The organism is Kitasatospora sp. NPDC053308 (assembly GCF_055585785.1).
Map to the genome: position 1 here is coordinate 211,943 of NZ_JBVJJY010000012.1, position 22,787 is coordinate 234,729.

Sequence of the window (22,787 nt, forward strand, 5' to 3'; positions counted from 1 at the left end):
TGTCCGGCCGGTGCGCGCTCAGTGCCCGCGCGGCAGACCGCGGTGCTTGCACATGGCCGCCCCGGTGAGCAGGAGTCCGGCGGCGATGGGGGCGAGGACGGCGGTCGCGGTGGCGGAGCCGTTGTCCACGGCCGTCACGGTGGCGGTGTCGGCGATCGCGAGGGTCTCGGGTGTCCCGCCGGAGGCGGGCTCGCCGGGGCCGGCGAGGGGGGCCGGGTCGCGGCCGGGCGGGGTGGCGGTCTCGGAGGCCGTCGCCGGGACCGGGGACGCCTCCTGGGCCTCGCGCTGCCGCGGCACGGTGGGGCCGGCGGTGCCGGGGTGCGACCGGTCGGCGTCGGGCAGTGCGGTGGGTTCGCCCTCGCGGGAGGCGCGGGTTTCGGCGGGCCGGTTCCGGTCGGGGGCGGTGTCGAGCAGGCCGGAGGCGATCGCGAAGGCGTCGGGAACGGCCGCCCGCTGGCCGGGCAGCGGCAGTCCGCCGGCCCGGATCCGTTCCTGGAGCGCACCGCCGACCGTCCGCGCCGCTCCTTCGACGGTGCTGGCGCCGGTCAGCTCCCCCACCGGGCCGGGGGGCCGGTCCGTCGCGTCAGCGGCCGACTGTCCCCGTCCGCCGGCAGGTCCGGCTGACGGCCCGTCGAGTGCGGGTCCGCCGAGCGCGGGGCCGCCTAATGCCGGTGCACCCTGCAGGGCCCGGCGGACGGCGGGTTGGGCCGGTTCCGGCAGCGGTTCGCCGCAGGACGTCGAGGCCGCGTACGCGCCGGTGGCGCCGAGGCCCCAGAGTTGTGCGAGCAGGGCCCAGCCGGCCGCGACGGCGCGGGGGCGGGGCAGCCACCGGGCGATCCCGCGCCGGGCTCCGTCGACTCCGCGGGGGGCGGGTTCCTGGGCCTTGCTCGGGTGATTGGCTCGCACGTGAGTCGAGAACGAGCGGACGGGTGGTGAGGTCACGCCCGCCGTCACGCACAGTCATCGCGCGAGTGGCCCCGGGGCCGCCGCCCTCGGGGCCACCGACCGCGCGGCGGTCAGGAGTTGGGACGCAGGGTCCAGGTGACCGTCATCACACCGGTGACGGCGCCGTCGGCGCGGGTGATCTCGACGGTGACAGGGAACTCCGGGCGGCCGCCCTCGTCCAGCTCGGCGACGATCTCGGCGGCCGGGCGGCCGAGCACGGCGGTGGCGGTGACGACGCCCATGGCCAGCTTCTTGTACGCGATCTCGGCGTTCACGGCGAGCGGCACGGCCCGGCCCAGCTGGTCGCCGAAGGCGGCGAGCACGATGCAGCCGCTGGCGGACTCGGCGAGCGTGAACATCGCGCCGGCGTGCGGGCCGCCGACGTGGTTGTGGAACTCGGCCTGGTCGGGCAGCCGGAGCACGGCGCGCTCGGGGGTGGTCTCCAGGTACTCGAGCTTCAGGGTGCGCGCCATCGGCACGGTGGAGTCGAGCATCTGGCCGATCGTAGGTGTGGTCATGGCGACGATGTTACTAGCCGGTAGCTTCCGGCGGCAGAGGTCACCCGGAAAACCCGGTCCACCGGCCGTACTTGAGCGAACGCGAAAACGCCCGAGGGGCCGACCTCTTGAAGAGATCGGCCCCTCGGGCTCTGGGGTGAGTGACGGGACTCGAACCCGCGACCACCTGGACCACAACCAGGTGCTCTACCAACTGAGCTACACCCACCATCTGTCCGGTCCGTTCCCGCTCCCGCGTTCCCGTTCCGACAGGAAGAACTCTACAGGATCCGAGAGGGTGCTCGCGCCAGGGTTTCGTCCCGGCGGACGCGGGCACCCCCGGGGCCCTGCGGCCGGCAGCTCGGCGGGCCCGAGGGGGTGCCCGCCGGGCGGCCCCGGATCAGACCGTCGGCGTCCGGTACTTCCCGGCGATGGCGCGGGCGGTGTCGGCGTCCGGGCCGGGCTGCGGGACGAACACGGCCTCGCGGTAGTACCGCAGTTCGTCGATGCTCTCCCGGATGTCGGCGAGCGCCCGGTGGTTGCCGCCCTTCTGCGGGCTGTTGTAGTACGCCTTCGGGTACCAGCGGCGGGCCAGCTCCTTGATCGAGGACACGTCCACGATCCGGTAGTGCAGGTGCTTCTCCAGGGAGGGCATGTCCCGCGCCAGGAAGCCGCGGTCGGTGGCCACGGAGTTGCCGCACAGCGGCGTCTTCCCGGCCTCCGGCGCGTGCTCGCGCACGTACGCCAGCACCCGCTCCTCGGCCTCGGCCAGGGTCACGCCCTGCTCCAGCTCCTCCAACAGGCCGGAGGCGGTGTGCATCGCGCGCACCACCTCGGGCATGTTCGCCAGCGCCTCGGCCGGCGGCCGGATGATGACGTCCACGCCCTCGCCGAGGACGTTCAGCTCGGAGTCCGTCACCAGCACCGCGACCTCGACCAGGGCGTCCCGGTCGAGGTCGAGGCCGGTCATTTCACAGTCGATCCATACCAAACGGTCATTCACGCAACTCACCCTACGGCGCGATCACGCGCCGCGGGGACCGGTGGAGCCGAGCGGGGTGCCGTCGTGGCCTCGCCCTGGTGCTCCTCCGTCCCGCCGTGCGCGCCGTGGCCGTCCGGGCGCTCGCCCTCCAGGCCGCCCCGGACCGGGTGGCCGTCGCGTCCGGTACGGGCCTCGCGCGCAGCCCGGGCACCCTCGGCCGCGGCACGGCCGCCCTGGGGGCGGACCTGCGGCGCCCGCGCCTGACGGCCGCGGGGGTCGCCCGCCCCGGGCGCCGGTTGCCCGGCGGGGGCGGGCAGCCGTCCGGCCGGGCCGTGGCCGCGTCCGGCCGCGCCCGGTTCCTCGGCGGACCGCTCGACCGCGCTGCGGTGCCCCTGGCCCTGGCCGCGGGCCCCCGGCTGGGGGAGCCCGTCCTCCGCCGCCGCGTGCTCGGCGGTGCGCGGGGGACGTCCCGCCCCGGCGCCCGGTCCGGCCTGCGGCGGCACCAGCGGCGGCCGCGCCGGACCGCGCCCGCCCGCACCCTGCTGCCCGGGGTGCGGCTGCTGCGCGGCCTGCTGGTGCGGGTACGGCTGACCGGTGCGGGCGTGGAAGGCCTGGCCGGGCGACGTCCCGGCCTGTCCCGGACCGTAGCCGACCGGCTGACCGTGCGCTCCCGGCTGGCCGTGGCCGCCCGACTGCCCGTGCGGCACCGGCTGCCCGTGCGGACCGACCGGTCCCGGCATCCCGGCACCGGCCGCGAACGGCTGCGCCGACTGCGCGCCGTGCGGCCCGCCGAACAGCGGCCCGCCCGGCGCTCCGGCCGCCGCGTGCGACAGCGCGCCGGGCAGCCGCAGGTCACCGCCGTGCGCACCGGCCGCCGACGGCGGCTGCTGCCCGGGCCGGCGGGCCCGGTAGCTGGTCCGGTACGCGGCCGGGGAGACCCCGAGCTGGCGGCGGAAGTGCCCGCGCAGCGCCACCGGCGAACGGAACCCGCACCGGCGCGCGACATCGTCCACCGACAGCTCCGAGGTCTCCAGCAGCCGCTGCGCCTGGAGCACCCGCTGGGTGATCAGCCACTGCAGCGGCGCGCTGCCGGTGAGCGTGCGGAACCGCCGGTCGAAGGTGCGCCGGCTCATGTAGGCGCGAGCCGCCAGCACCTCGACGTCGAACTGCTGGTTGAGGTTCTCCAGCGCCCAGGTGACCACCTCGGCCAACGGGTCGTTGCCGATCTCCTCCGGTAAAGACTGATCGATGTACTGGGCCTGTCCTCCGCCGCCGCGGCGGCTGGGCACCACCAGCCGGCGGGCCAGCGCGTTGGCCGCCTCGGCGCCGTGGTCGCTGCGCACCACGTGCAGGCACAGGTCGATGCCGGCGGCGGTGCCGGCCGAGGTGAGCACGTCGCCGTCGTCGACGAACAGCTCGCGCGGGTCGACGTGGACCCGCGGGTAGCGCTTGGCCAGCGTCGGCGCGTACATCCAGTGGGTGGTGGCCGGGCGGCCGTCGAGCAGGCCGGCGGCGGCCAGCACGAAGGCACCGGTGCACAGGCCGATGATCCGCGCGCCCTCGTGGTGGGCCTTGCGCAGGGCGGTGATCGCCTCGACCGGCGGGGGCTGGGAGATCGAGCGCCAGGCCGGTACGACGATCGTGCCAGCCCGGGCGAGGGCCTCCAGGCCGTACGGGGCGGAGAGGGTCAACCCGCCGGTGGTGGCCAGCGGGCCCTCCTCGCCGGCGCAGACCAGCAGGCGGTAGCGCGGCACGCCGGCGTCCTGGCGGTCCACGCCGAAGACCGAGAGCGGGATGGAACTCTCGAAGATCGGGGCGCCGCCGAAGATCAGCACCGCGACGGTCTCCCGGCGGCGCCGGCCGGACAGCTTGCGCGGCGTGGCCGACGTCGCCGGGGCCGGGACGCCGTTCGCACCGGGACCGCCGTGGCCCAGCGGGCCGTGGCCGGGGGCGGTGCCGAGCGCCAGGCCGCCGAGCGGGCCGCCGACGGCCGCGGAGCCGCCGTTCAGGCCCGGAGCGGCGCCGGGGTGGGCGGGGTGGCCCGCGTGGCCGGGATGGCCGGGATGGCCGGGATGGCCGGGGTACTCGCCGCCGTAGGCCGGAGCGTGGCCGAGGAGGCCGCGGCTGACGGGCTGTCCGCCCGTCGACGGCCCACCGGGTCCGCCAGGCCCGCCCATGGCTGACGGCCCGCTGCCCGCCGTAGGACCGCCGTTGACGGGGTGTCCACCGCCGACGCCGTGTCCGCCGGGCGCCGGATGGCCCCCGTACGGCGGCTGGCCCCCGTACGGCGTCGCCGTGCCGTGGTCGGCGGACGGGATCGCGCCCGGACCACCGGCGGGGGAGTGCGCTGCGGGGTACGAGGGGTGCGGGGCCGCGCCCGAGGGGGCCGGGGCACCGGAGCTGCGGGTGCTGGCGGCGATCGCGGAGGTGCCAGTGCTTCTCGCGGGCCGACCCGCGGTGCCGGCCACCGCCTGGCCGCTGTCAGGACCCGCGTCGCTCCTGCTCACCCTGCTCAAGGCGCTCAAGCCCCCTCGGTGGTGTGGTGTGGGTGGTGCGGCACTGCTCGCCAAGATCGAAATCTATCGGGTGGACCGTTGCCGTTGTGACAAGTTCACCATCCGACGCTATGTCGACATGGCAATTTGGCGTGATGCATTCGATCACGAAGCGTGGCACCCGTCGACCCTTCTGGGAAGAGGGCCGGGGCAACGGTGGCTGGTTGTCGCGGGGCCGTTCCTGGGGCGTCCGCCCCTCGTGCACCCGATCCGAGGGTCTGGACTGCGGATTTGCCCAAGCGGGAGGGATCGGCGCGAAATTGACCGAAAATCGGCGGTGCACGAGAGGGCGCACGGACGTCCGACGTGCGCCTCCCAGGCTTCATCCGGCCAAGCCTGGCGCGGTGGAACCGCTATCCGGACGGCCGGGTTACGGTCCCGCCGTGCACACCGAGCGCCGGCTCGAACGGGCCAACCACAACGCCGCCGCGTCCTGGCCCCCCAGGCCCGTGCGCACGGGTGGCGGTCCCGTAGCCTCCCGGGCCTGACGGCGGTCCGCTGCGCCCGCGCCCCGGACGACGCGCACCGCTTCGTGGCCACCCGTCCGTACGCCGAAACCGGCGTGGTGGAGCAGCAGTTGGCGGGTCTGCTGAGCGAGTGGTCGACCGCGTGCTGCACCCTGGAGGGCCCGTGCGGAGGGCCCGTGCGGAGGGCCCGTGCGGAGGGCCCGACCTCACCCGCTCCGGCGCGGTCCGCACGGCGGCCACGCCGACCATGGTCCGGGCCCGGGCGCGGGCGCATCGACCGCGCTGCCCGCGGTCTCCCAGGCACACGGGGAGGAAGGCTGACGGTGGATGAGGCCACCGACGGGGACGGCTTCGCACTGGTCGAACCGGCAGTCGTGGAGGGTTCCCGCTGCCCGCCCGCCAGCCGTGGGTCCGCAGCGAAGCGCTCCCGGAGCGACTGCTGCACGAGCCCGACTGGCGGGCGTGGCCAGGCTGCGCCGACGCCGCGGTGGCGGGTACCTGCCTCACCTACGACGACGGCCGCGCCACCGGCGTGTGCTGGGTCGCGACCCTGCCCGACCGGCGTGGCCGCGGCGTGGCCGGGGCCGTCGTGCGGACCGTCCTGGTGCCTTGCGCACCCGGACTCGGCGAACCGCTCTACCGCAGGCTGGGGTTCACCGAGCAGGGCCGTACGTGCTGGTGGACCCGCACCCCGGCAAAGGGCTGACCACCGGGGTGTCCTGGCTCCGGGGGGCTGCGGCGCCCGGCCGGGGTGCCGGCGAACTGGCCGTCAACGGGCCGGCGGCTGACGGGCCGGCCCCCTGACGGACTGGCCGCTAACGGGCCGCGGCGACGGCTGTCGTGGCCGGGGCGGTCACCGCCCCTGTTACGGCGGTCGCCGGGGGAGCCGTCCTGCTCGACGCGGGTCCGCCGGCCGTCGGGCGCAGCGGCGTCGGACGCGTGATCGGCGCCGTTCCGCGGTCGCCCCCGTCCGCGTCGCCGCCCGCGTCCGCGCCCGGGACGGCTCCCGGGGCCATGCCCACGACCGCGTCCGCGTTCGCCTCGGGACCGGTCCCCGCCCGCGGCCCGGAGGCCGTCCCCGGACCGGTGCGGTCGTCGGCGATGAGGGCAAACCCGCCGGATCGGTTTCGGACACCGGAGCGGGCTCCCGCGCCCGCCGCGGCGGCTGACGCGGGGTCCGTCCCGGCGTTCGCGGGAGCGGGCGCATTCGGGCCCTCCGGGGCGGTCGCCAGCGGCTGTGCGCCGGACCGTGCGCCGAACTGCGCCGTCGCCCGCCCCGACGCCCCGGCCGCTGCCCGGCGCGGCGCTCCGCCGGCCCGGCTCCCCGGCCGCGGCGAGGGCGCGTTGCGCGCGGCGAGCACCTGGCCGACGGCCTCCGGCAGACCGGCCGCCTTCAGCGTCGGCCGGTAGCCGCTCTCCGCCCACGGCCGGCCGTGGTGCAGCCAGACGCTGCGCAGCCCGGTCAGCTCGGCCCCGGCGATGTCGGCGGGCGCGTGGTCCCCGATCATCCAGGTGTGTGCGGCCCAGTCCCCGGTGGGCGCGACGCCGCAGCGCCGGGCGGCGGTCTCGAAGATCAGCGGGTCCGGCTTGAGGCAGTCCGCCTCCTCGGAGATCACCCAGCCGTCGACCAGCGGCCCCAGCCCGGTCCGGCGGATCTTCTCCAACTGCGGCCGGGTGCCGCCGTTGCTGACGATCCCGAGCGTCCACCCCGCGGCCCGTGCGGCCCGCAGCGCCTCGATGTGCCGGGGCGGGCAGTGGATGTGGGAGTTGATGCCGCGTCGGTAGTGGGCGAGCAGGAAGTCGGCGGAGACGTCCAGGCCGTAGCGCCGCCGGACCGCGGACAGTACGGTGCTGCGCGGCACGTAGCCGCCGCCGTCGATGGTGACGAACCAGTCGAGGTCGCCGGGCGGCAGGTCGTGCTCGGACAGGAAGTCCTGCGCCCAGGCCCGGAAGGCGGCGTCCCGGGGCAGCAGCGTGTTGTCGAGGTCGAACAGGAGCAGGGGCATGCCGAGCATGGTGCCAGCGGGCGGGCCTATGCACCTGGCAAATGCCAGAGCACGTCGCGAAGCCGTACGAAGTGGCTGATTCGGGCTCCGTCACCTGACGTACGGATCGTGCGTCGGCCCGGTACCGGGCGGTGCGGGGGCGGGCCGGTGGGACGGCCCGCGACCGCCGGGGCGTGACGGTTCGCGACGTGCGGCAACGGATCGTCGCCGATCAATGACAGTCCGGTCACGGTGTCCCGTGGGCCTGTTGCGCCGCCCGGTCCGCTCAGTCAAGCTCCAGGGAACCTCCTTTCCGGAGGGGGCGCGATCGCCTGCGGGCAGGGCGCACTGCCACGGCGGGCGCATCCTTCTTTCGCGGGAACAACGTCGCTCCGGGGCTTCGCCGCTGGGCTGGGCCCCCTGCCCGTCGTATTCTGAAAGGAACAGGTCACATACGGTGCTGCGCGGCGCAGACCGACGTCTTCCCGTGGGCGGATCTGCCGAACGGGCAGCGTTGTCCTCTCCTGTCGGCCCCTCTCCATCGAAGAGCCGTGAGCCATGGCTGGTTTTGAGCCTCCCCGACCGGTCGAACCGGACACGCCCCGCAGCACGGGCGCAGCGACCGGGAGAGACGGGATCCGTAAGAACCTCGGGCCGGGGGACGGGTATGCCACCGAGCACCTCGACGGCGGCGCGGACGTGCGTGGCGACGGAGGCTCCGGCACCGACGACGGGCACGGCGACGCGACCGTCGACGAGGCGGGTGGGGTGGCCGGTGAGGGGTACGGCGACGCGGTCCCTGGCGCACCGGGCGACGTACGTCCCGAGCCCTCGGGGCGCGTCCCGTCCGGGCGGACCGGCGACGGCGACGACGGGGTCGGCGACGACGGGTTCGGCGGTGCCGGCGCAGCGGCCCGGCCGTCGGAGCCGGACCGTGCGAGCGATGCGCCCCATGCGCTCGGACGCGCGCTGCGTGGCCTCGCCCGCCGTGGCAGCCTCGCCCGTCGCGACCGGCCGGGGCCGCGCCCGCGGCGCGGCGAGCCGCCGGCCGACCCTGCGGGGTCTCCGGTGAGCGGCCGCCTGGGCCCGGGCGCCGAGCGCCCGGAGGCGGCCTCGGGCGCGGCCGGAGCCTTCGGCGGACGTGCCGAGCCCTCGGCGGAGGAGGCCCCGGCGCCGTCCCTCGACCCGACCTTCCAGCACGGTGTGGTGGTGGGCTTCGACGGTTCGCTGTCGAGTGAGCGCGCCCTGGCCTACGCGGTGGGCATGGCACGTCGTTCGCAGTGCGGCCTGGTGATCGTGCACGTCGCCAACCGGCTGCCCGCCACGGTCTGGGCCGGCTGCGAACCGCCCGTCTTCGTCGACCTCCCCGACCACCGGACCGAGGTCCTGGGCCTGGAACTCGCCTGCGCGGACTTCCTCGCCGGGGTGCCGTGGATCCTGGTCGAGCGCGGCGGTGACATCTGCCACGAGATCGAGGAGGTCGGCCGTGAGTACGCCGCCGACGCGATCGTCGTCGGCACGACGCACGGTCTGCTCGGCAAGATCTTCGGTTCGGTCTCCGGACGACTGGCGCGGCGGGCCAACCGCCCGGTGATCGTGATCCCCTGAGGGTGCGTCCGGTCGCCTCCGGCCGCCTTCTCCGGTTGTCCTCTCCTGGTACCTCCTCCACCGTGTCCTGTCGCCCCGCTCCTCAACACCGTCGGAGGAGCGGGGCGTTGTCGGCCCGGTGGGCTCGGCTCAGGACGTGATGCCGAGCTCCCGGGCGATGAGCATGCGCTGGACCTCGGAGGTGCCCTCCCCGATTTCCAGGATCTTGCTGTCGCGCCAGAAGCGGGCGACGGGGAATTCGTTCATGAAGCCGTACCCGCCGTGGATCTGGGTCGCCTCGCGGGCGTTGTCGACGGCGGCCTCGGACGAGTACAGCTTCGCGATCGCGGCCTCCTTCTTGAACGGTTCACCATGCAGCATCCGGGAGGCGGCGTCCCGCCAGGCCAGGCGGGAGGTGTGGGCGCGCAGCTCCATGTCGGCAAGCTTGAACTGGACGGCCTGGTTGGCGCCGATCGGCCGGCCGAAGGCCCGGCGCTCGCCGGCGTACTTCACGGACTCGTCCACGCACCCCTGGGCCAGGCCGGTGGCCAGGGCCGCGATCGCGATGCGGCCCTCGTCGAGGATCCGCAGGAACTGGGCGTAGCCTCGGCCACGCTCGCCCAGCAGGTTGGCCGCGGGAACGCGGCAGTCGGTAAAGGACAGTTCGCGGGTGTCGGATGCGTTCCACCCGACCTTCGAGTACTTCTTCGAGACCTGGAACCCCGGGGTCCCGGTGGGCACGATGATGGAGGAGATCTCCCGCGTGGGCGAGCGGAATTCGCCTTCTTCACTCGAACGAGCGATCGGTTCGGTGAGCGCGGTGACGGTGACCAGGCCGGTGATGTCGGTGCCGGAGTTGGTGATGAAGCACTTGGTGCCGTTGATGACCCACTCGTCGGTGGCCTCGTCGTACCGCGCGGTGGTGCGGGTGGCGCCGGCGTCCGAGCCGCCCTCCGGCTCGGTGAGGCCGAAGGCGCCGAGCAGTTCGCCCGAAGTCAGGCGCGGCAGCCACTCGCGCTTCTGCTCCTCCGAGCCGAACCGGTAGATCGGCATCGCACCGAGCGAGACGGCGGCCTCCAGGGTGATCGCCACCGAGGAGTCGACGCGGGCGAGCTCCTCCAGGGCCAGGCCGAGGGCGAAGTAGTCGCCGCCCATGCCGCCGTACTCCTCCGGGAAGGGCAGGCCGAAGAGCCCCATCCGGCCCATCTCGCGGACGATCTCGTAGGGGAACTCCTCCCGCTCGTAGAACTCGCCGATCTTCGGCGCCACCACGTCCTGGGCGAACTCCGCGACGGTGCGCCGCAGTTCCTCGTACTCGCTGCTGATTCGGTGGTCGAGCATGGTGATCCTCCTGGTGCCAGGCCGGGGCGGCCGCGGGCGTGAGCGGGACGACCGGCGGTCGTCTGACGGTCTGACGGTCGTACGGTGCGGTCGAGCGATGAGCGGTGCGGGACGGGCGTGGTGCGGGACGGGAGTCGTGCGGGGCACCGGCCGGACCGGAGGGGTGCGGCCGGCGCCGGAGCGGATGGGCGGGTCAGCCCCGGGCGGCGCCGAGCAGCGCCTGGACGGTGCGGGAGGGGCTCGGGCGGCCCAGGCGCTCGGCCATCCAGCCGCTGGTGGCGACCAGGGCGCGCAGGTCGACACCGGTCCGGATGCCGAGCCCGTGCAGCATCCAGACCAGGTCCTCGGTGGCCAGGTTGCCGGTGGCGCTCTTCGCGTACGGGCAGCCCCCCAGGCCGCCCGCCGAGGCGTCCACCGTGGTGACGCCCTCGCGCAGCGCCGCCAGGGTGTTGCTGAGCGCCTGGCCGTAGGTGTCGTGGAAGTGCACGGCGAGCCGGTCGGCCGGCACGCCGGCCCGGGCGAAGCCGGTCAGCAGGGCGCCGACCTGGCCCGGGGTGGCCACGCCGATGGTGTCGCCGAGGCTCAGCTCCGAGCAGCCCATCTCCAGCAACTGCACGCCGTAACGGACCACTTGGGGGACGGGGACGGGCCCCTCCCAGGGGTCGCCGAAGCACATCGAGAGGTAGCCGCGGACGGCGACCCCGGCCTCGGTGGCGCGCGTCACGACCGGGCGGAACATCGTCATGGCCTCGTCGGCCGAGCGGTTGAGGTTGCGCCGGGCGAAGGTCTCGGTGGCGCTGGCGAACACCGCGATGTCACCGGCCCGGTGGGCGAGCGCGCGGTCCAGGCCGCGCTCGTTGGGCACCAGGACCGGCAGCCGCAGGCCGGAGTGACGTTCCGGCAGGCCCGCCAGGCGGGGCATCAGCTCCTCGGCGTCCGCCAGCTGCGGCACCCACTTCGGGTGAACGAAGCTGGTGGCCTCGACGGTGCGCAGGCCGGCCGCCGCGAGCCGGGCGATGAACTCGGCCTTGACCTCGACCGGCACGAGGGAGCCCTCGTTCTGCAGGCCGTCGCGCGGTCCGACCTCGTGGATCCGGACCTCCTCGGGCAGGCCGGGAGCGCGGACCGGGTCGGGCAGGCCCAGATCGAGGGCGTCGGGCTCGCGCGCGGGGGCCGGGTCGGGGGTGGTCACGACCGCACCTCCGCGGGCTCGACCGGGGCGGCGGCCGGTTCGACCGGGGGGTCCCCGGCCGCGTCGGCGGAGGCGTCCTCGACCGGGGCGACCACCACCAGCAGGTCCTCCATCGCGACGGTGGCGCCGGCGGTGGCCCGCAGTTCGGCCACCACGCCGTCGTGCGGCGCGGCGATCACGTGTTCCATCTTCATCGCCTCCAGCACGAGCAGGGGCTGGCCCTTGCGGACGGTCTCGCCCGCCGTGGTCTTGACGACGGTGACGGTGCCGGGCATCGGGGCGGTCAGGGCGCCGTGGTGCGCGCCGGCCCCGGCGGCGCTCTCGACGGCCGGGTCGTAGGCGTGCAGCGGCCAGGCGTCGCCCTCGACGCCGAGCCAGGTCACCGGTCCGGCGGCGAGGCCGGGGGTGGCGTCGGTGGCCAGCGAGAACGTGGTCTGCAGGCCGTCGACGGTCAGGTGCAGCCGGTCGCCGGCCAGGGCCGCGCGGGCGCGGTGCACCGGTCCGTCGCCCAGCCGCAGCTCCACCTCGCGGGTGCGGCCGGCCGGATTGTCAGTGGCGTCGGCTACGTTGCCCGCAGTGATCGAACGGATGCGCACCGAGACCGGGTCCTGGCCGGGGGTACGGAGTCGGTGGGTGGTCCAGGCGGGGGTGCCGCCCAGGCGCCAGCCGGAGGGAAGGGAGAACGGGTCGGTCCAGCCGCCGGGGGCGGCGGTCGGGGTGAGTTCCAGGTGCCGTGCCAGCGCGGCCGCGTAGTAGAGGAGGTGAGCGGGCGACGGCGGTTCGGCCGCCGCGGTGTCGGTCCCGTTCCCGGGGTGGGCGGGCGCCGCGGCGCCGGCCGGGGCGGTCGCGTTGACGGGGGAGTACGGCGCGGTGAGCAGGGCCGGGTGCTGCTGGGCGGTCTGCTCCACCAGGCCGGTGTCCAGTCGGCCGGCGACGACCTCGGGGTGTGCGAGGAGTCGGCGCAGGAAGCCGGTGTTGGTGGTGACGCCCAGGATGCGGGTGTCGGCCAGCGCGGCGCGGAGCCGGCGCAGCGCGGTCGGGCGGTCGGGCCCGTACGCGATGACCTTGGCGAGCATCGGGTCGTAGGCGCTGGTGATGACGCTTCCGGGGGCGACCCCGGAGTCGACGCGGATGCCCTCGCCCCGGGGCTCGTCCAGGGTGAGGATGCGGCCGCCGGTGGGCAGGAAGTCCCGTTCCGGGTCCTCGGCGCAGATCCGGGCCTCGATGGCGTGGCCCAGGAAGGAGATGTCGGACTGGGTGAAGGTCAGCGGTTCGCCGGCGGCGACGCGCAGTTGCCACTCGACCAGGTCGAGCCGGGTCGAGTCGGCGCCGACGGCGACCGCGAGTTCGGTGACGGGGTGTTCCACCTGGAGACGGGTGTTCATCTCCATGAAGAAGAAGTCCCGCACCCCCTCGGCGGCGGAGGCGGGGGCGTCCGGGTCGATGCCGGGGACGATGAACTCCACGGTGCCGGCCCCGGTGTAGCCGCAGGACTCCGCGGCGCGGACGGCCGCGGCGCCCATCGCGGCGCGGGTCTCGGCATTGAGGAGAACGGAGGGAGCCTCTTCGATCAGCTTCTGGTGGCGGCGCTGCAGGCTGCACTCGCGCTCGCCGAGGTGGACGGTGGTGCCGTGGGCGTCGGCCAGCACCTGCACCTCGATGTGGCGCGGCCGGTCGACCCAGCGCTCCAGCAGCAGGGTGTCGTCGCCGAAGGCGGTGCGGGCGACGCGGCGGGCTGCGGCGATCTCGGTGGGCAGGTCGGCCGGGTCCCGCACGAGCCGCATGCCCTTGCCGCCGCCGCCGGCGGACGGCTTGAGAAGCACGGGGTAGCCGATCTCGTCGGCGGCGGCGACGAGTTCCCCGTCGGTGGGCGCGGTGGCCTGGCTGCCGGGGACCACCGGGACGCCGGCGGCCCGGACGGCATCCTTGGCGTTGATCTTGTCGCCCATCAGCTCGACCGCAGCGGGAGGAGGACCGATGAAGACGAGGCCGGCCTCGGCGCAGGCCCGGGCGAAGCCGGGGTTCTCGGCGAGGAAGCCGTAGCCGGGGTGGACGGCCTGGGCCCCGGTGCGGCGGGCGGCGGCGAGGATCTGGTCGGTCCGCAGGTAGGTCTCGGCCGCGGAGCTGTCGCTGCGGTCGGCCGGGCCGAGGCGGACCGCGACGTCGGCCTCGCGGACGTGCGGGGCGTCGGCGTCCGCGTCGCTGAACACGGCGACCGAGCGGACGCCGAGCCGCCGCAGGGTGCGGATCACCCGGACGGCGATCTCACCGCGGTTGGCGACCAGAACTGTGTCGAACATGGGAGGCGTTCCTCCGGGTCGAGGGGGCCGTACGAAGGAGGTGGCGGTGGGTGGTGGGGCGCCGGCCCGGGGCCGGACCGGCGCCCCGGACGTCACACCCGGAAGGAAGGGGTCACGAACGCAGGGGTGCCGTGACGGGTGATCACGAGCCCTGGGTGCGGCCGGCGATCACATGCGGAAGACGCCGTACGGGGCGGGCGGCGCCAGCGGGGCGTTGGCGCAGGCGGTGAGCGCGAGGCCGACGGCGGTGCGGGTGTCCATCGGGTCGATCACGCCGTCGTCCCAGAGCCGGGCGGAGGCGTAGTAGGCGTTGCCCTGACGCTCGTACTGCTCGCGGACGGGGCGCTTGAACTCCTCCTCCGCCTCGGCCGACCACTGCTCGCCGTGCGACTCCAGCTGGTCGCGGCGGACGGTGGCGAGGACGGAGGCCGCCTGCTCCCCGCCCATCACGGAGATCTTGGCGCCCGGCCACATCCACAGGAAGCGGGGTGAGTACGCCCGGCCGCACATCGAGTAGTTGCCGGCGCCGTACGAGCCGCCGATCACCACCGTCAGCTTCGGGACGCGGGTGCAGGCGACGGCGTTGACCATCTTGGCGCCGTGCTTGGCGATGCCGCCCGCCTCGTACTGCCGCCCGACCATGAAGCCGGTGATGTTCTGCAGGAAGAGGAGGGGGATGCCGCGCTGGTCGCACAACTCGATGAAGTGGGCGCCCTTGAGGGCCGACTCGGAGAAGAGCACGCCGTTGTTGGCGACGATCCCGACCGGGTGGCCGTGGATCCGGGCGAAGCCGGTGACGAGCGTCGCGCCGTACTCGGCCTTGAACTCGGCGAAGCGGCTACCGTCCACCAGGCGGGCGATCACCTCGCGGACGTCGTAGGGCGTGCGCGGGTCCACCGGGACGGCTCCGTAGAGGCCCGCCGGGTCGACGGCCGGCGGCTCGACCGGGGCGAGCGGCCAGGGGGTGGCCGCGCGCGGGCCCAGCCCGGCGACGATCGTGCGGACGATGGAGAGCGCGTGAGCGTCGTCCTCGGCCAGGTGGTCCGTCACACCGGAGGTGCGGGAGTGCAGCTCGCCGCCGCCCAGTTCCTCCGCGGTGACCACCTCGCCGGTGGCGGCCTTCACCAGCGGCGGCCCGCCGAGGAAGATCGTGCCCTGGTTGCGGACGATCACGGCCTGGTCGCTCATCGCCGGGACGTATGCGCCGCCGGCCGTGCACGAGCCGAGCACGGCGGCGATCTGCGGGATGCCCGCAGCGGAGAGCCGGGCCTGGTTGTAGAAGATCCGGCCGAAGTGGTCGCGGTCCGGAAAGACCTCGTCCTGCATCGGGAGGAAGGCGCCGCCGGAGTCCACCAGGTAGACGCAGGGCAGTCGGTTCTCCAGCGCGACCTCCTGGGCGCGCAGGTGCTTCTTCACCGTCATCGGGTAGTAGGTGCCGCCCTTGACAGTGGCGTCGTTGGCGACCACCACCACCTCGCGTCCGGCGACCCGGCCGATGCCGGCGATCACCCCGGCCGCGGGCGCCGCCCCGTCGTACATCCCGTCGGCGGCCAGCGGGGCCAGCTCCAGGAAGGGCGAGGCCGGGTCGAGCAGGGTGTCCACCCGGTCCCGGGGGAGGAGCTTGCCGCGCGCGGTGTGCCGGGCGCGGGCCTTGGCGCCACCGCCCTGGGCCGCCGCGTCGAGCTTCGCGCGCAGTTCGGCGACCAGCTCCCGGTGCGCCTCGGTGTTGGCGCGGTAGGCCGCGGAGCCCGGGTCGACCGAGGTGCCGAGCCGGGGCGCCGGTGCGGCGGCGGCGGGCGGTGCGGCGGCCGCGCTGCCGTTCGCCGCGCCGCCGTCCGTCGGGCGGCCGTTCGTCGCGCTGAGCTGGAGGCCGGTGGGTGCGCCGGCGGTTGAGATGACCATTCCCAAGAGCTCCCTTGCCCTCGGCACCAGGTGGGCGCCGGATCCGGTGCCCATGGAGTCCCACGTTAATTAACGTTAACTTACGGCGCCCAGGTTAACGACCGATAACCGGACTGTCTACGATGGACGGCATGCCGAACGTCCCCGCAGCCTCCGCGCTCCCACGCCGCGACCAGATCCGCCGGGAGGCCGCGCGACTCTTCGCCGCCCGCGGCTTCCTCGGTGTGGGCGTGGACGAGATCGGCAAGGCCGTGGGGATCAGCGGCCCCGGGCTCTACCGCCACTTCGCCGGCAAGGACGCGATGCTCGCCGACCTGCTGATCGGCATCAGCGAGCGCCTGCTGGAGGAAGGGCGCCGCCGGGCGGGTGGCGGCGACGGTCCAGCGGCCGCGCTGGACGCGCTGATCGGCGGGCACGTCGACTTCGCCCTGGACGACCGCGACCTGATCACCCTGCACGACCGCGAGCTGCTGAACCTCAAGGAGGAGGACCGCCGCACCGTCCGTCGCCTCCAGCGCGGTTATGTGGAGCTGTGGGTGGACGTGGTCCGGCAGGCCTACCCGCCCCTGGCCGACCCCGCCGCCGAGCCGGTGGCCCGGGCCGCCGTGCACGCCGTCTTCGGCCTGATCAACTCGACCCCGCACAGTGCCGGCTCGACCCCGGCTGCGGGCGAGCGCCCGGGGCAGGGTGAAAGGTCCGCCGGGGTCGAGCGGTCCACCGGGCTTGATCGGTCCGCCGGGGTCGAGCGGTCCGGCCGGGTCGAGCGCCAGGCCGAGCGGTCCGGTCTCCAGCGCGACGGCATGGCCGCCCTGCTGCATGCCCTGGCCCACGGCGCGTTCGCCGCGGCCGCGGAGGCGGCGACCCGGGTGTCCGCGGGCTCGGCGGCGATCCCGGTGTCGGCGGGCGACTGACGGCCGCCCGCCCGGTTCCACCAGACGGCTCCCGCTTGCCCGGTCCGGAGGCCTAGGCCCAAAGAACGGCGCCCGACCGCCCCCGGTCGCTGGGCGTTCCAGCGGGCGGTCGGCGACCCTGGAGGTCGGGCGGTGGCCGAGGACGGCCGCGCGGGCGTTCGATCGGGAATCTCCGCCGGTCGCGGGCTGTTGCCCAGTCCGCCGGACCGGACGACCCGGGCCGCCCCCCGCCCGTCCCCAAGCCGCGGGACCGGAAACGCCGTGGCGGCCACCCGACGAAATGGTTAGCATCCCTAAATATGCCTGAGACTCACGGATCCACGGTGGAGCAATCCCCGAGCGGCCCTCCGGCCGCCGGCCCGACTCCGGAGGCCGCCGCCGACGAGCCCACCGAGCCCGCCGGCTGGCTGCGCCGCCTGATCGGGTACAGCTGGCGGTCCCGTCGCAGCCTGCTGCTCGCCTTCGGCGCCTCGCTCCTCGGCATGGCCGTCACGGCGCTGGTGCCGCTGGTCACCAAGCTGATCATCGACGACGTCATCGTCGCGCACACCCGCTCGCTGGCCCCGTGGGCGGTGGTGCTGCTGCTGGCCGCCGTCGTGGTCTTCGGGTGCACCCAGGTCCGCCGCTACTACGGCGGCCAGCTCGCCCTCGACGTCCAGCACGACATGCGCAGCGACCTGTTCCGCTCGCTCGGCCGGCTCGACGGCCACCGCCAGGACCGGCTGGACACCGGTCAGGTGGTCGGGCGCGCGACCTCCGACCTGCAGCTGGTCAACGGCCTGCTCTCGATGGTGCCGATGATGACCGGCTACCTGCTGATGTTCGTCATGTCGCTGGTCGTGATGATCTGGCTGTCCCCGCCGCTCACCCTGGTCGCCCTGGTCATGGCGCCCGCACTGTGGTGGGTCTCCGTGCTCAGCCGCAAGCGCCTGTTCCCCTCCACCTGGGCCGCCCAGCAGGAGGCCGCCGCCGTGGCCGGCGTGGTGGACGGCGCGATCGGCGGCGTCCGGGTGGTCAAGGGCTTCGGCCAGGAGGCGCAGGAGCTGGACAAGCTGGAGCGGGCCTCGCGCGACCTGTTCGCCGCCCGGCTCCGCTCGATCCGGCTCAACGCCCGCTACAACCCGGCGATGCAGGCGATCCCCGCCCTCGCCCAGGTCGCCGTCCTGGCCTTCGGCGGCTGGCTGGCCGTCGACGGCCGGGTCTCGCTCGGGACGTTCGTGGCCTTCTCCACCTACGTCGCGCAGATGACCGGTCCGGTGCGGATGCTGACCATGATCATCACCGTCGGCCAGCAGGCCCGGGCGGGCGTGGAGCGCGTCCTGCAGCTGATCGACGAGCGCCCGCTGGTCCGGGAGCGCCCGGACGCCCTCACCCTGGACCTCACGCACGCCGGCGCCGAGCAGAGCCCGTACACCGGCGCCGAGCAGAACCCGTCCACCGGCGCCGAGCAGAACCCGTCCAGCGGCGCCGACCAGAACTCGCACGGCCGCACGGTCGGCCCGCGGACCCCCGACGTCGCCCTGGAGTTCGACCGGGTCGAGTTCCGCTACGACCCCGAGCACCCCGCCCCCGTCCTGCACGGCCTCAGCCTGAAGCTGGCCCCCGGCGAGACCCTCGCCCTGGTCGGCGCGTCCGGCTCCGGCAAGTCGACGGTGGCCCAGCTGGTGCCCCGCTTCTACGACCCGGCCGCCGGCACCGTCCGCCTCTACGGCCACGATCTGCGCGACCTCACGCTGGACTCGGTCCGCGCCACGGTCGGCATCGTCCCGGAGGAGAGCTTCCTCTTCTCCGAGTCGGTCCGCACCAACATCGCCTACGGCCGCCCGGACGCCACGGACGAGCAGATCGTCGCCGCCGCGCGCGCCGCCCAGGCCGACGAGTTCGTCCGCGCGCTCCCGGACGGCTACGAGACCAAGGTCGGCGAGCAGGGCCTGACCCTCTCCGGGGGCCAGCGCCAGCGCATCGCCCTGGCCCGGGCGATCCTCACCGACCCCCGGATCCTGCTGCTGGACGACGCCACCTCGGCGGTCGACCCGCAGGTCGAGGCGGAGATCCACGACGCGCTGCGCTCGGTGATGACCGGCCGCACCACCCTGCTGATCGCCCACCGCCGCTCGACCCTCCAGCTCGCCGACCGGATCGCCGTCCTGGACCGCGGCCGGCTGCTGGACATCGGCACCCACGAGGAACTGGAAGCCCGATGTCCCCAGTACCGGGCGCTGATCACCGACCCGGAGGCGGGCCGGACCGCCGCCCGGCAGCCGTCCGCCCACGGCCTCACCGAGCCGTCCGGCGAAGCTCCGCCGGCGCTGCCCGCCGGAGCCCCGGCCGGGACGTCCGCCGAACCGCAGGCCGCCCCGGCACCCCCGGCGGCTGGACGGGCGCCCGCCCCCGAGCTCCCCACCCCCGCCCTGGCCAAGGCCGCCCGCACCGCCGACCCCGAGCTGCTGGCCAAGGTCGCCGCGCTCCCGCCCGCCACCGACGCCCCGGCCGTCCCGCGCGCCGAGGCCGAGGCGGGCGACCCCGACTTCACCCTGGGGCGGCTGCTGCGGCCGTTCCGCACCCCGCTGCTCGTCGCCCTCCTGCTGGTCGCGTTGGACGCGGGGGCGGGCCTGGTCCTGCCGGTGCTGATCCGGCACGGCATCGACGAGGGTGTCCGCAAGGGCCTGATGTCCGGCGTCGCGGTGGCCGCGCTCACCGCGCTGGTCGTCGTCCTGCTGGACTGGCTGGTGCAGGGCGCCGAGAACCGGGTCAGCGGCCGCACCGGCGAGCGCGTCCTCTACACGCTCCGGCTCAAGATCTTCGCCCACCTCAACCGGCTCGGCCTGGACTACTACGAGCGCGAGCTGACCGGCCGGATCATGACCCGGATGACCACCGACCTGGACTCGCTGACGTCCTTCCTGCAGACCGGCATGGTCACCGCCGTGGTCAGCCTGCTGACCTTCGCCGGGATCTTCGCCGCCCTGCTGATCATCGACGCCGGGCTGGCCCTGGTGGTCTTCGCCGTGCTGCCGCTGCTGGTGATCGCCACGCTGGTGTTCCGCAAGAAGTCCAAGGACCAGTACGAGCGCTCCCGTGACCTGATCAGCGCCGTCAACGCCGACCTCCAGGAGAACGTGGCCGGCATGCGGATCGTCCAGGCCTTCCGCCGCCTGGACACCAACACCGACCGCTTCGTGGCGCGCGGCATCGCCTACCGCGAGGCCCGGGTCCGCGCGCAGCTGTACATCTCGCTGTACTTCCCGTTCGTCCAGTTCCTGTCCAGCGTGGCCGCCGCGCTGGTGCTGATCGTCGGCGCTGCCCGGGTCGACGCCGGGACGCTGACGGTGGGCGCGCTGGTCGCGTACCTGCTCTACATCGACCTGTTCTTCGCACCGGTCAACCAGCTGTCCCAGGTCTTCGACGGCTACCAGCAGGCCTCGGTGGGCCTCGGCCGGATCCGCGAGCTGCTGCGCACCCCGACCACCACCGCCGAGGCGGCCGAGCCTGTCCCGGTCGCCAAGGGGCTGCGCGGCGAGATCGCCTTCGAGGGGGTCGGCTTCGCCTACAACGGCGGCGCGGACGGCGCCCCGAAGGTGCTCGCCGACGTCGACCTGCACATCCCGGCCGGGCAGACGGTGGCCCTGGTCGGCGAGACCGGCGCCGGCAAGTCGACGCTGGTGAAGCTGGTCGCCCGGTTCTACGACGCGACCGAGGGCACCGTCCGGGTGGACGGCGTCGACCTCACCCGCTACGACCTGGCGCAGTACCGCCACCGCCTGGGCGTGGTGCCGCAGGAGGCCTACCTGTTCGCGGGCACCGTCCGCGAGGCGATCGCGTACGGCCGGCCGGACGCCTCGGCCGCCGAGGTGGAGGCCGCGGCCCGCGCGGTCGGTGCGCACGACATGATCGTCCGGCTGCCCGGCGGGTACGACCACGAGGTGGCGGGCCGCGGCCGCAACCTGTCGGCGGGCCAGCGCCAGCTGATCGCGCTCGCCCGGGCCGAACTGGTCGACCCGGACATCCTGCTGCTGGACGAGGCCACCGCGGCGCTCGACCTGGCCACCGAGGCGGCGGTCAACCAGGCCGCGGACCGGCTCAGCGGCGGCCGCACCACCCTGGTGATCGCCCACCGCCTGACCACCGCCGAGCGCGCCGACCGGGTGATCGTGCTGGACCACGGCCGGGTGGTCGAGGACGGCACCCACACCGAACTGCTCGCCCGGGGCGGCACCTACGCCCGGCTCTGGCAGGCGTTCATCGCGGACGGCCACCCGGCGGTCGAGCCCGTCGCCGCCGGGTAGGCCGCCGAGCGGCCTGGAACCTCCGGCCCGGCGCCCCCGGCCCGGCGCCTCCCGGCTGACACCACCGGCGGGACGGGGCCGGACGGGATACCGTCCGGCCCCGTCCCGCGTGCGCTGGGCCCGAGCGCGTCGCGCCGGAACGCCGTCGGGCCGGAACGCCGTCGGGCCGAGCACCGTCAGCCCCGGGGGCGGGCGGGCCCGATGCGTCAGGCGACGATCAGCGAGGTCAGCAGGCCCGAGGGGTCGATGCCGTGCGGCAGGTCGCTCACCTGTCCGTCCCCGACCTCGACCACCCGCCAGCCGGAGCCGTCGGCCCGGCTGGCGAGGTCGGTGGTGACGAAGCGGCAGCCGAGTCTCCGGACCAGCGCCCGGACTTCGGTGAGGTCGGGCTCGACGGTCCGGCGCGGAGCGTCCGGGTGCGGTCCGACCAGGACGGGCCGCCCGTCCAGCCACCACACCCGCGCCTCGACGGCCCGCCCGCCCGTGTCCGGTCCGCCGCCACCCTCGCCACCCTCGCCACCGGCACGGCCGTCCCGGCCGTCACCGCCGGAGCCCTCCTCGGCGCCGTCGGCACGCTCGAACTCCTCGTACCGCCGCAGCACCACCCCGCCGGCCAGGAACTCGCCCTGCAACTCGACGAACCGCTCCACCACCCGCGCGACGGCCGGCAGATCCGCCAACTCGGGCACGTAGCAGGCCTCGTGCCACTCGTGCTTGCGCGACTTCACGTAGTCCTTGACGATCGCCGGGCCGCTTCCGCCGAGCCGGGCCACGGCCGTCGCCAGTTCCTCCGTGCCCGGAACCGACGCGCCGTCGGTGGGGATCCAGGCGCTGGCCGGGGTGGCGCCCTCGAACACGCCGTACCAGCCCGGCAGTTCGTGCGCCGCCGCGTAACCGGGCGGGCTGGTCAGGAGGTTGCCGCCCCGGGCCGTGAGCGCGGTGGCGAAGTCGGCGTACCGGGCGGAGGGGAGCATCCAACCCCGGTACCAGAGCGGGCCGCTGTCCCGCGGTACGCGCCGGACGGCTTCCTCGGCCCGTCCGGCGAGCAGCGCGTCGTGGTCGACCAGGTGCTGCTCGCCGCCCAGCTCCCGCAGCATCCTGGCTTCCCAGACGAAGTGCGGATCGGGCCGGCGCGGGTTCAGCGGATCGCTGGGGAAGATGATCGCGGGTGCGGACATGGCCGTCAGGGTACGGCCCCGCGGGCGCGTCCCGGTCCCACGGGCGCCGGCCCGGAGTGGCGAATCCGCTCGACGCTCCCGAACGCCCGCTGCGAGAGTGATCCGATGCGAAATCCGATGCGACTGCTGTGCCCCCGCCCCCGTGTGCCGCGACAGGCCGCCCGCACGGTGGTCCTGGACGAGAACGGCTCGGTGTTCCTGCTACGTTCGGACAACGACGAGGTCGGCGTCCACTGGACCATGCCGGGCGGCGGGCTGGAGCCCGGCGAGTCCCCCTGGCAGGGCGCCCGGCGCGAGCTGTGGGAGGAGAGCGGCTGGACCGACCTCGAACCCGGCCCGCTGCTCTGCACCTGGGAACACGATTTCACCTGGCACGGCACCCCGGTCCGCCAGCACGAGCACATCTACCTCACGGCAGGACCGCACCGGGGCCCGGTCGGCGACGTCAGCGCGGTGCACGCCGTCGACCGGATCCTCGACTGGCGCTGGTGGACCCCGGCCGACCTCGCCGACGAGAACGCCGACGCGCTCTGGCCGCCACAGCTGCCCGAACTGCTGGACGCCGTCCGCCAGGGCTGGGCGGTCGACGGACGGCCGCCGGTGCCGGTCGACCTGGGGTACGTCCCGAACGCCCCGGCGACCGGCTGACCGGGCTGCCC

General features: G+C 75.0%; 14 protein-coding genes, 1 tRNA gene and 1 pseudogene. 5 read left to right on the forward strand and 11 right to left on the reverse strand.

The annotated features are described in order from the left end of the window. Window positions 1–18: 18 nt before the first annotated feature. The 5 genes and pseudogenes from ACZ6Y7_RS25670 to ACZ6Y7_RS25690 all read right to left on the reverse strand — a co-directional run. Window positions 19–558, reverse strand: coding sequence for a hypothetical protein (locus ACZ6Y7_RS25670; RefSeq protein WP_465760271.1), 540 nt, complete (start codon window positions 556–558; stop codon window positions 19–21). Between the two features lie 458 nt (window positions 559–1,016). Next, window positions 1,017–1,463 carry a DUF4442 domain-containing protein gene (locus ACZ6Y7_RS25675; RefSeq protein ID WP_465760272.1) on the reverse strand — a complete coding sequence of 149 codons (447 nt, stop codon included), beginning with the start codon at window positions 1,461–1,463 and terminating at the stop codon, window positions 1,017–1,019. Between the two features lie 132 nt (window positions 1,464–1,595). Then, window positions 1,596–1,671: transfer RNA gene (locus tag ACZ6Y7_RS25680), tRNA-His, on the reverse strand. Window positions 1,672–1,842: 171 nt separating this feature from the next. Continuing rightward, window positions 1,843–2,445 (reverse strand): oligoribonuclease, encoded by a 603-nt coding sequence (gene orn / locus ACZ6Y7_RS25685; RefSeq protein WP_465760273.1) that lies wholly within the window; start codon window positions 2,443–2,445, stop codon window positions 1,843–1,845. 872 nt (window positions 2,446–3,317) lie between these two features. Beyond that, window positions 3,318–4,358 (reverse strand): annotated as a pseudogene (locus tag ACZ6Y7_RS25690) (helix-turn-helix domain-containing protein); the annotation flags it as partial. Between the two features lie 1,575 nt (window positions 4,359–5,933). Here ACZ6Y7_RS25690 and ACZ6Y7_RS25695 point away from each other — a divergent pair. Then, window positions 5,934–6,152, forward strand: a complete 219-nt coding sequence (locus ACZ6Y7_RS25695) for a GNAT family N-acetyltransferase (RefSeq protein WP_465760274.1) — start codon at window positions 5,934–5,936, stop codon at window positions 6,150–6,152. Window positions 6,153–6,261: 109 nt separating this feature from the next. On the opposite strand, the gene ACZ6Y7_RS25700 is transcribed toward ACZ6Y7_RS25695, so the two are convergent. Further along, entirely contained in the window at window positions 6,262–7,452 is a 1,191-nt protein-coding gene (locus ACZ6Y7_RS25700; protein ID WP_465760275.1) for an HAD family hydrolase, read from the reverse strand. Between the two features lie 1,047 nt (window positions 7,453–8,499). Between ACZ6Y7_RS25700 and ACZ6Y7_RS25705 the strand changes: the two genes are divergently transcribed. Further along, window positions 8,500–9,039 carry a universal stress protein gene (locus tag ACZ6Y7_RS25705; protein ID WP_465760276.1) on the forward strand — a complete coding sequence of 180 codons (540 nt, stop codon included), beginning with the start codon at window positions 8,500–8,502 and terminating at the stop codon, window positions 9,037–9,039. A 129-nt stretch (window positions 9,040–9,168) separates the two neighbouring features. Here ACZ6Y7_RS25705 and ACZ6Y7_RS25710 read toward each other — a convergent pair whose 3' ends face one another. From ACZ6Y7_RS25710 to ACZ6Y7_RS25725, 4 genes are all read right to left on the reverse strand, one after another. Next, window positions 9,169–10,359: an acyl-CoA dehydrogenase family protein gene (locus ACZ6Y7_RS25710; RefSeq protein WP_465760277.1), complete on the reverse strand. Its 1,191-nt coding sequence runs from the start codon at window positions 10,357–10,359 to the stop codon at window positions 9,169–9,171. 193 nt (window positions 10,360–10,552) lie between these two features. After that, entirely contained in the window at window positions 10,553–11,551 is a 999-nt protein-coding gene (locus tag ACZ6Y7_RS25715) for a hydroxymethylglutaryl-CoA lyase (RefSeq protein ID WP_465760278.1), read from the reverse strand. Further along, window positions 11,548–13,851: an acetyl/propionyl/methylcrotonyl-CoA carboxylase subunit alpha gene (locus ACZ6Y7_RS25720; RefSeq protein ID WP_465760279.1), complete on the reverse strand. Its 2,304-nt coding sequence runs from the start codon at window positions 13,849–13,851 to the stop codon at window positions 11,548–11,550. The genes ACZ6Y7_RS25715 and ACZ6Y7_RS25720 overlap by 4 nt, the downstream gene beginning before the upstream one ends. A 168-nt stretch (window positions 13,852–14,019) precedes the next feature. Beyond that, on the reverse strand, window positions 14,020–15,753 hold the full coding sequence (locus tag ACZ6Y7_RS25725; RefSeq protein WP_465760280.1) for a carboxyl transferase domain-containing protein: 1,734 nt from the start codon (window positions 15,751–15,753) through the stop codon (window positions 14,020–14,022). Between the two features lie 131 nt (window positions 15,754–15,884). On the opposite strand from ACZ6Y7_RS25725, the gene ACZ6Y7_RS25730 reads away from it, so the two are divergent. Both ACZ6Y7_RS25730 and ACZ6Y7_RS25735 read left to right on the forward strand, forming a co-directional pair. After that, window positions 15,885–16,664 (forward strand): TetR/AcrR family transcriptional regulator, encoded by a 780-nt coding sequence (locus ACZ6Y7_RS25730; protein ID WP_465760281.1) that lies wholly within the window; start codon window positions 15,885–15,887, stop codon window positions 16,662–16,664. Between the two features lie 299 nt (window positions 16,665–16,963). Beyond that, window positions 16,964–20,950, forward strand: coding sequence for an ABC transporter ATP-binding protein (locus ACZ6Y7_RS25735; protein WP_465760282.1), 3,987 nt, complete (start codon window positions 16,964–16,966; stop codon window positions 20,948–20,950). Window positions 20,951–21,156: 206 nt separating this feature from the next. On the opposite strand, the gene ACZ6Y7_RS25740 is transcribed toward ACZ6Y7_RS25735, so the two are convergent. Further along, window positions 21,157–22,128, reverse strand: coding sequence for an ATP-grasp domain-containing protein (locus ACZ6Y7_RS25740; RefSeq protein WP_465760283.1), 972 nt, complete (start codon window positions 22,126–22,128; stop codon window positions 21,157–21,159). Between the two features lie 105 nt (window positions 22,129–22,233). Between ACZ6Y7_RS25740 and ACZ6Y7_RS25745 the strand changes: the two genes are divergently transcribed. Further along, complete coding sequence (locus ACZ6Y7_RS25745; protein WP_465760284.1) at window positions 22,234–22,776, forward strand: NUDIX hydrolase; 543 nt, start codon at window positions 22,234–22,236, stop codon at window positions 22,774–22,776. Window positions 22,777–22,787 lie beyond the last annotated feature (11 nt).

Bases quoted from the DNA above. Each gene is read 5' to 3' on its own strand.
- ACZ6Y7_RS25675 (WP_465760272.1), bottom strand. From the start codon at position 1,463: ATGACCACACCTACGATCGGCCAGATGCTCGACTCCACCGTGCCGATG.
- ACZ6Y7_RS25700 (WP_465760275.1), bottom strand. From the start codon at position 7,452: ATGCCCCTGCTCCTGTTCGACCTCGACAACACGCTGCTGCCCCGGGAC.
- ACZ6Y7_RS25710 (WP_465760277.1), bottom strand. From the start codon at position 10,359: ATGCTCGACCACCGAATCAGCAGCGAGTACGAGGAACTGCGGCGCACC.
- ACZ6Y7_RS25720 (WP_465760279.1), bottom strand. From the start codon at position 13,851: ATGTTCGACACAGTTCTGGTCGCCAACCGCGGTGAGATCGCCGTCCGG.
- ACZ6Y7_RS25725 (WP_465760280.1), bottom strand. From the start codon at position 15,753: ATGGTCATCTCAACCGCCGGCGCACCCACCGGCCTCCAGCTCAGCGCG.
- ACZ6Y7_RS25730 (WP_465760281.1), top strand. From the start codon at position 15,885: ATGCCGAACGTCCCCGCAGCCTCCGCGCTCCCACGCCGCGACCAGATC.
- ACZ6Y7_RS25735 (WP_465760282.1), top strand. From the start codon at position 16,964: ATGCCTGAGACTCACGGATCCACGGTGGAGCAATCCCCGAGCGGCCCT.
- ACZ6Y7_RS25740 (WP_465760283.1), bottom strand. From the start codon at position 22,128: ATGTCCGCACCCGCGATCATCTTCCCCAGCGATCCGCTGAACCCGCGC.
- ACZ6Y7_RS25745 (WP_465760284.1), top strand. From the start codon at position 22,234: ATGCGAAATCCGATGCGACTGCTGTGCCCCCGCCCCCGTGTGCCGCGA.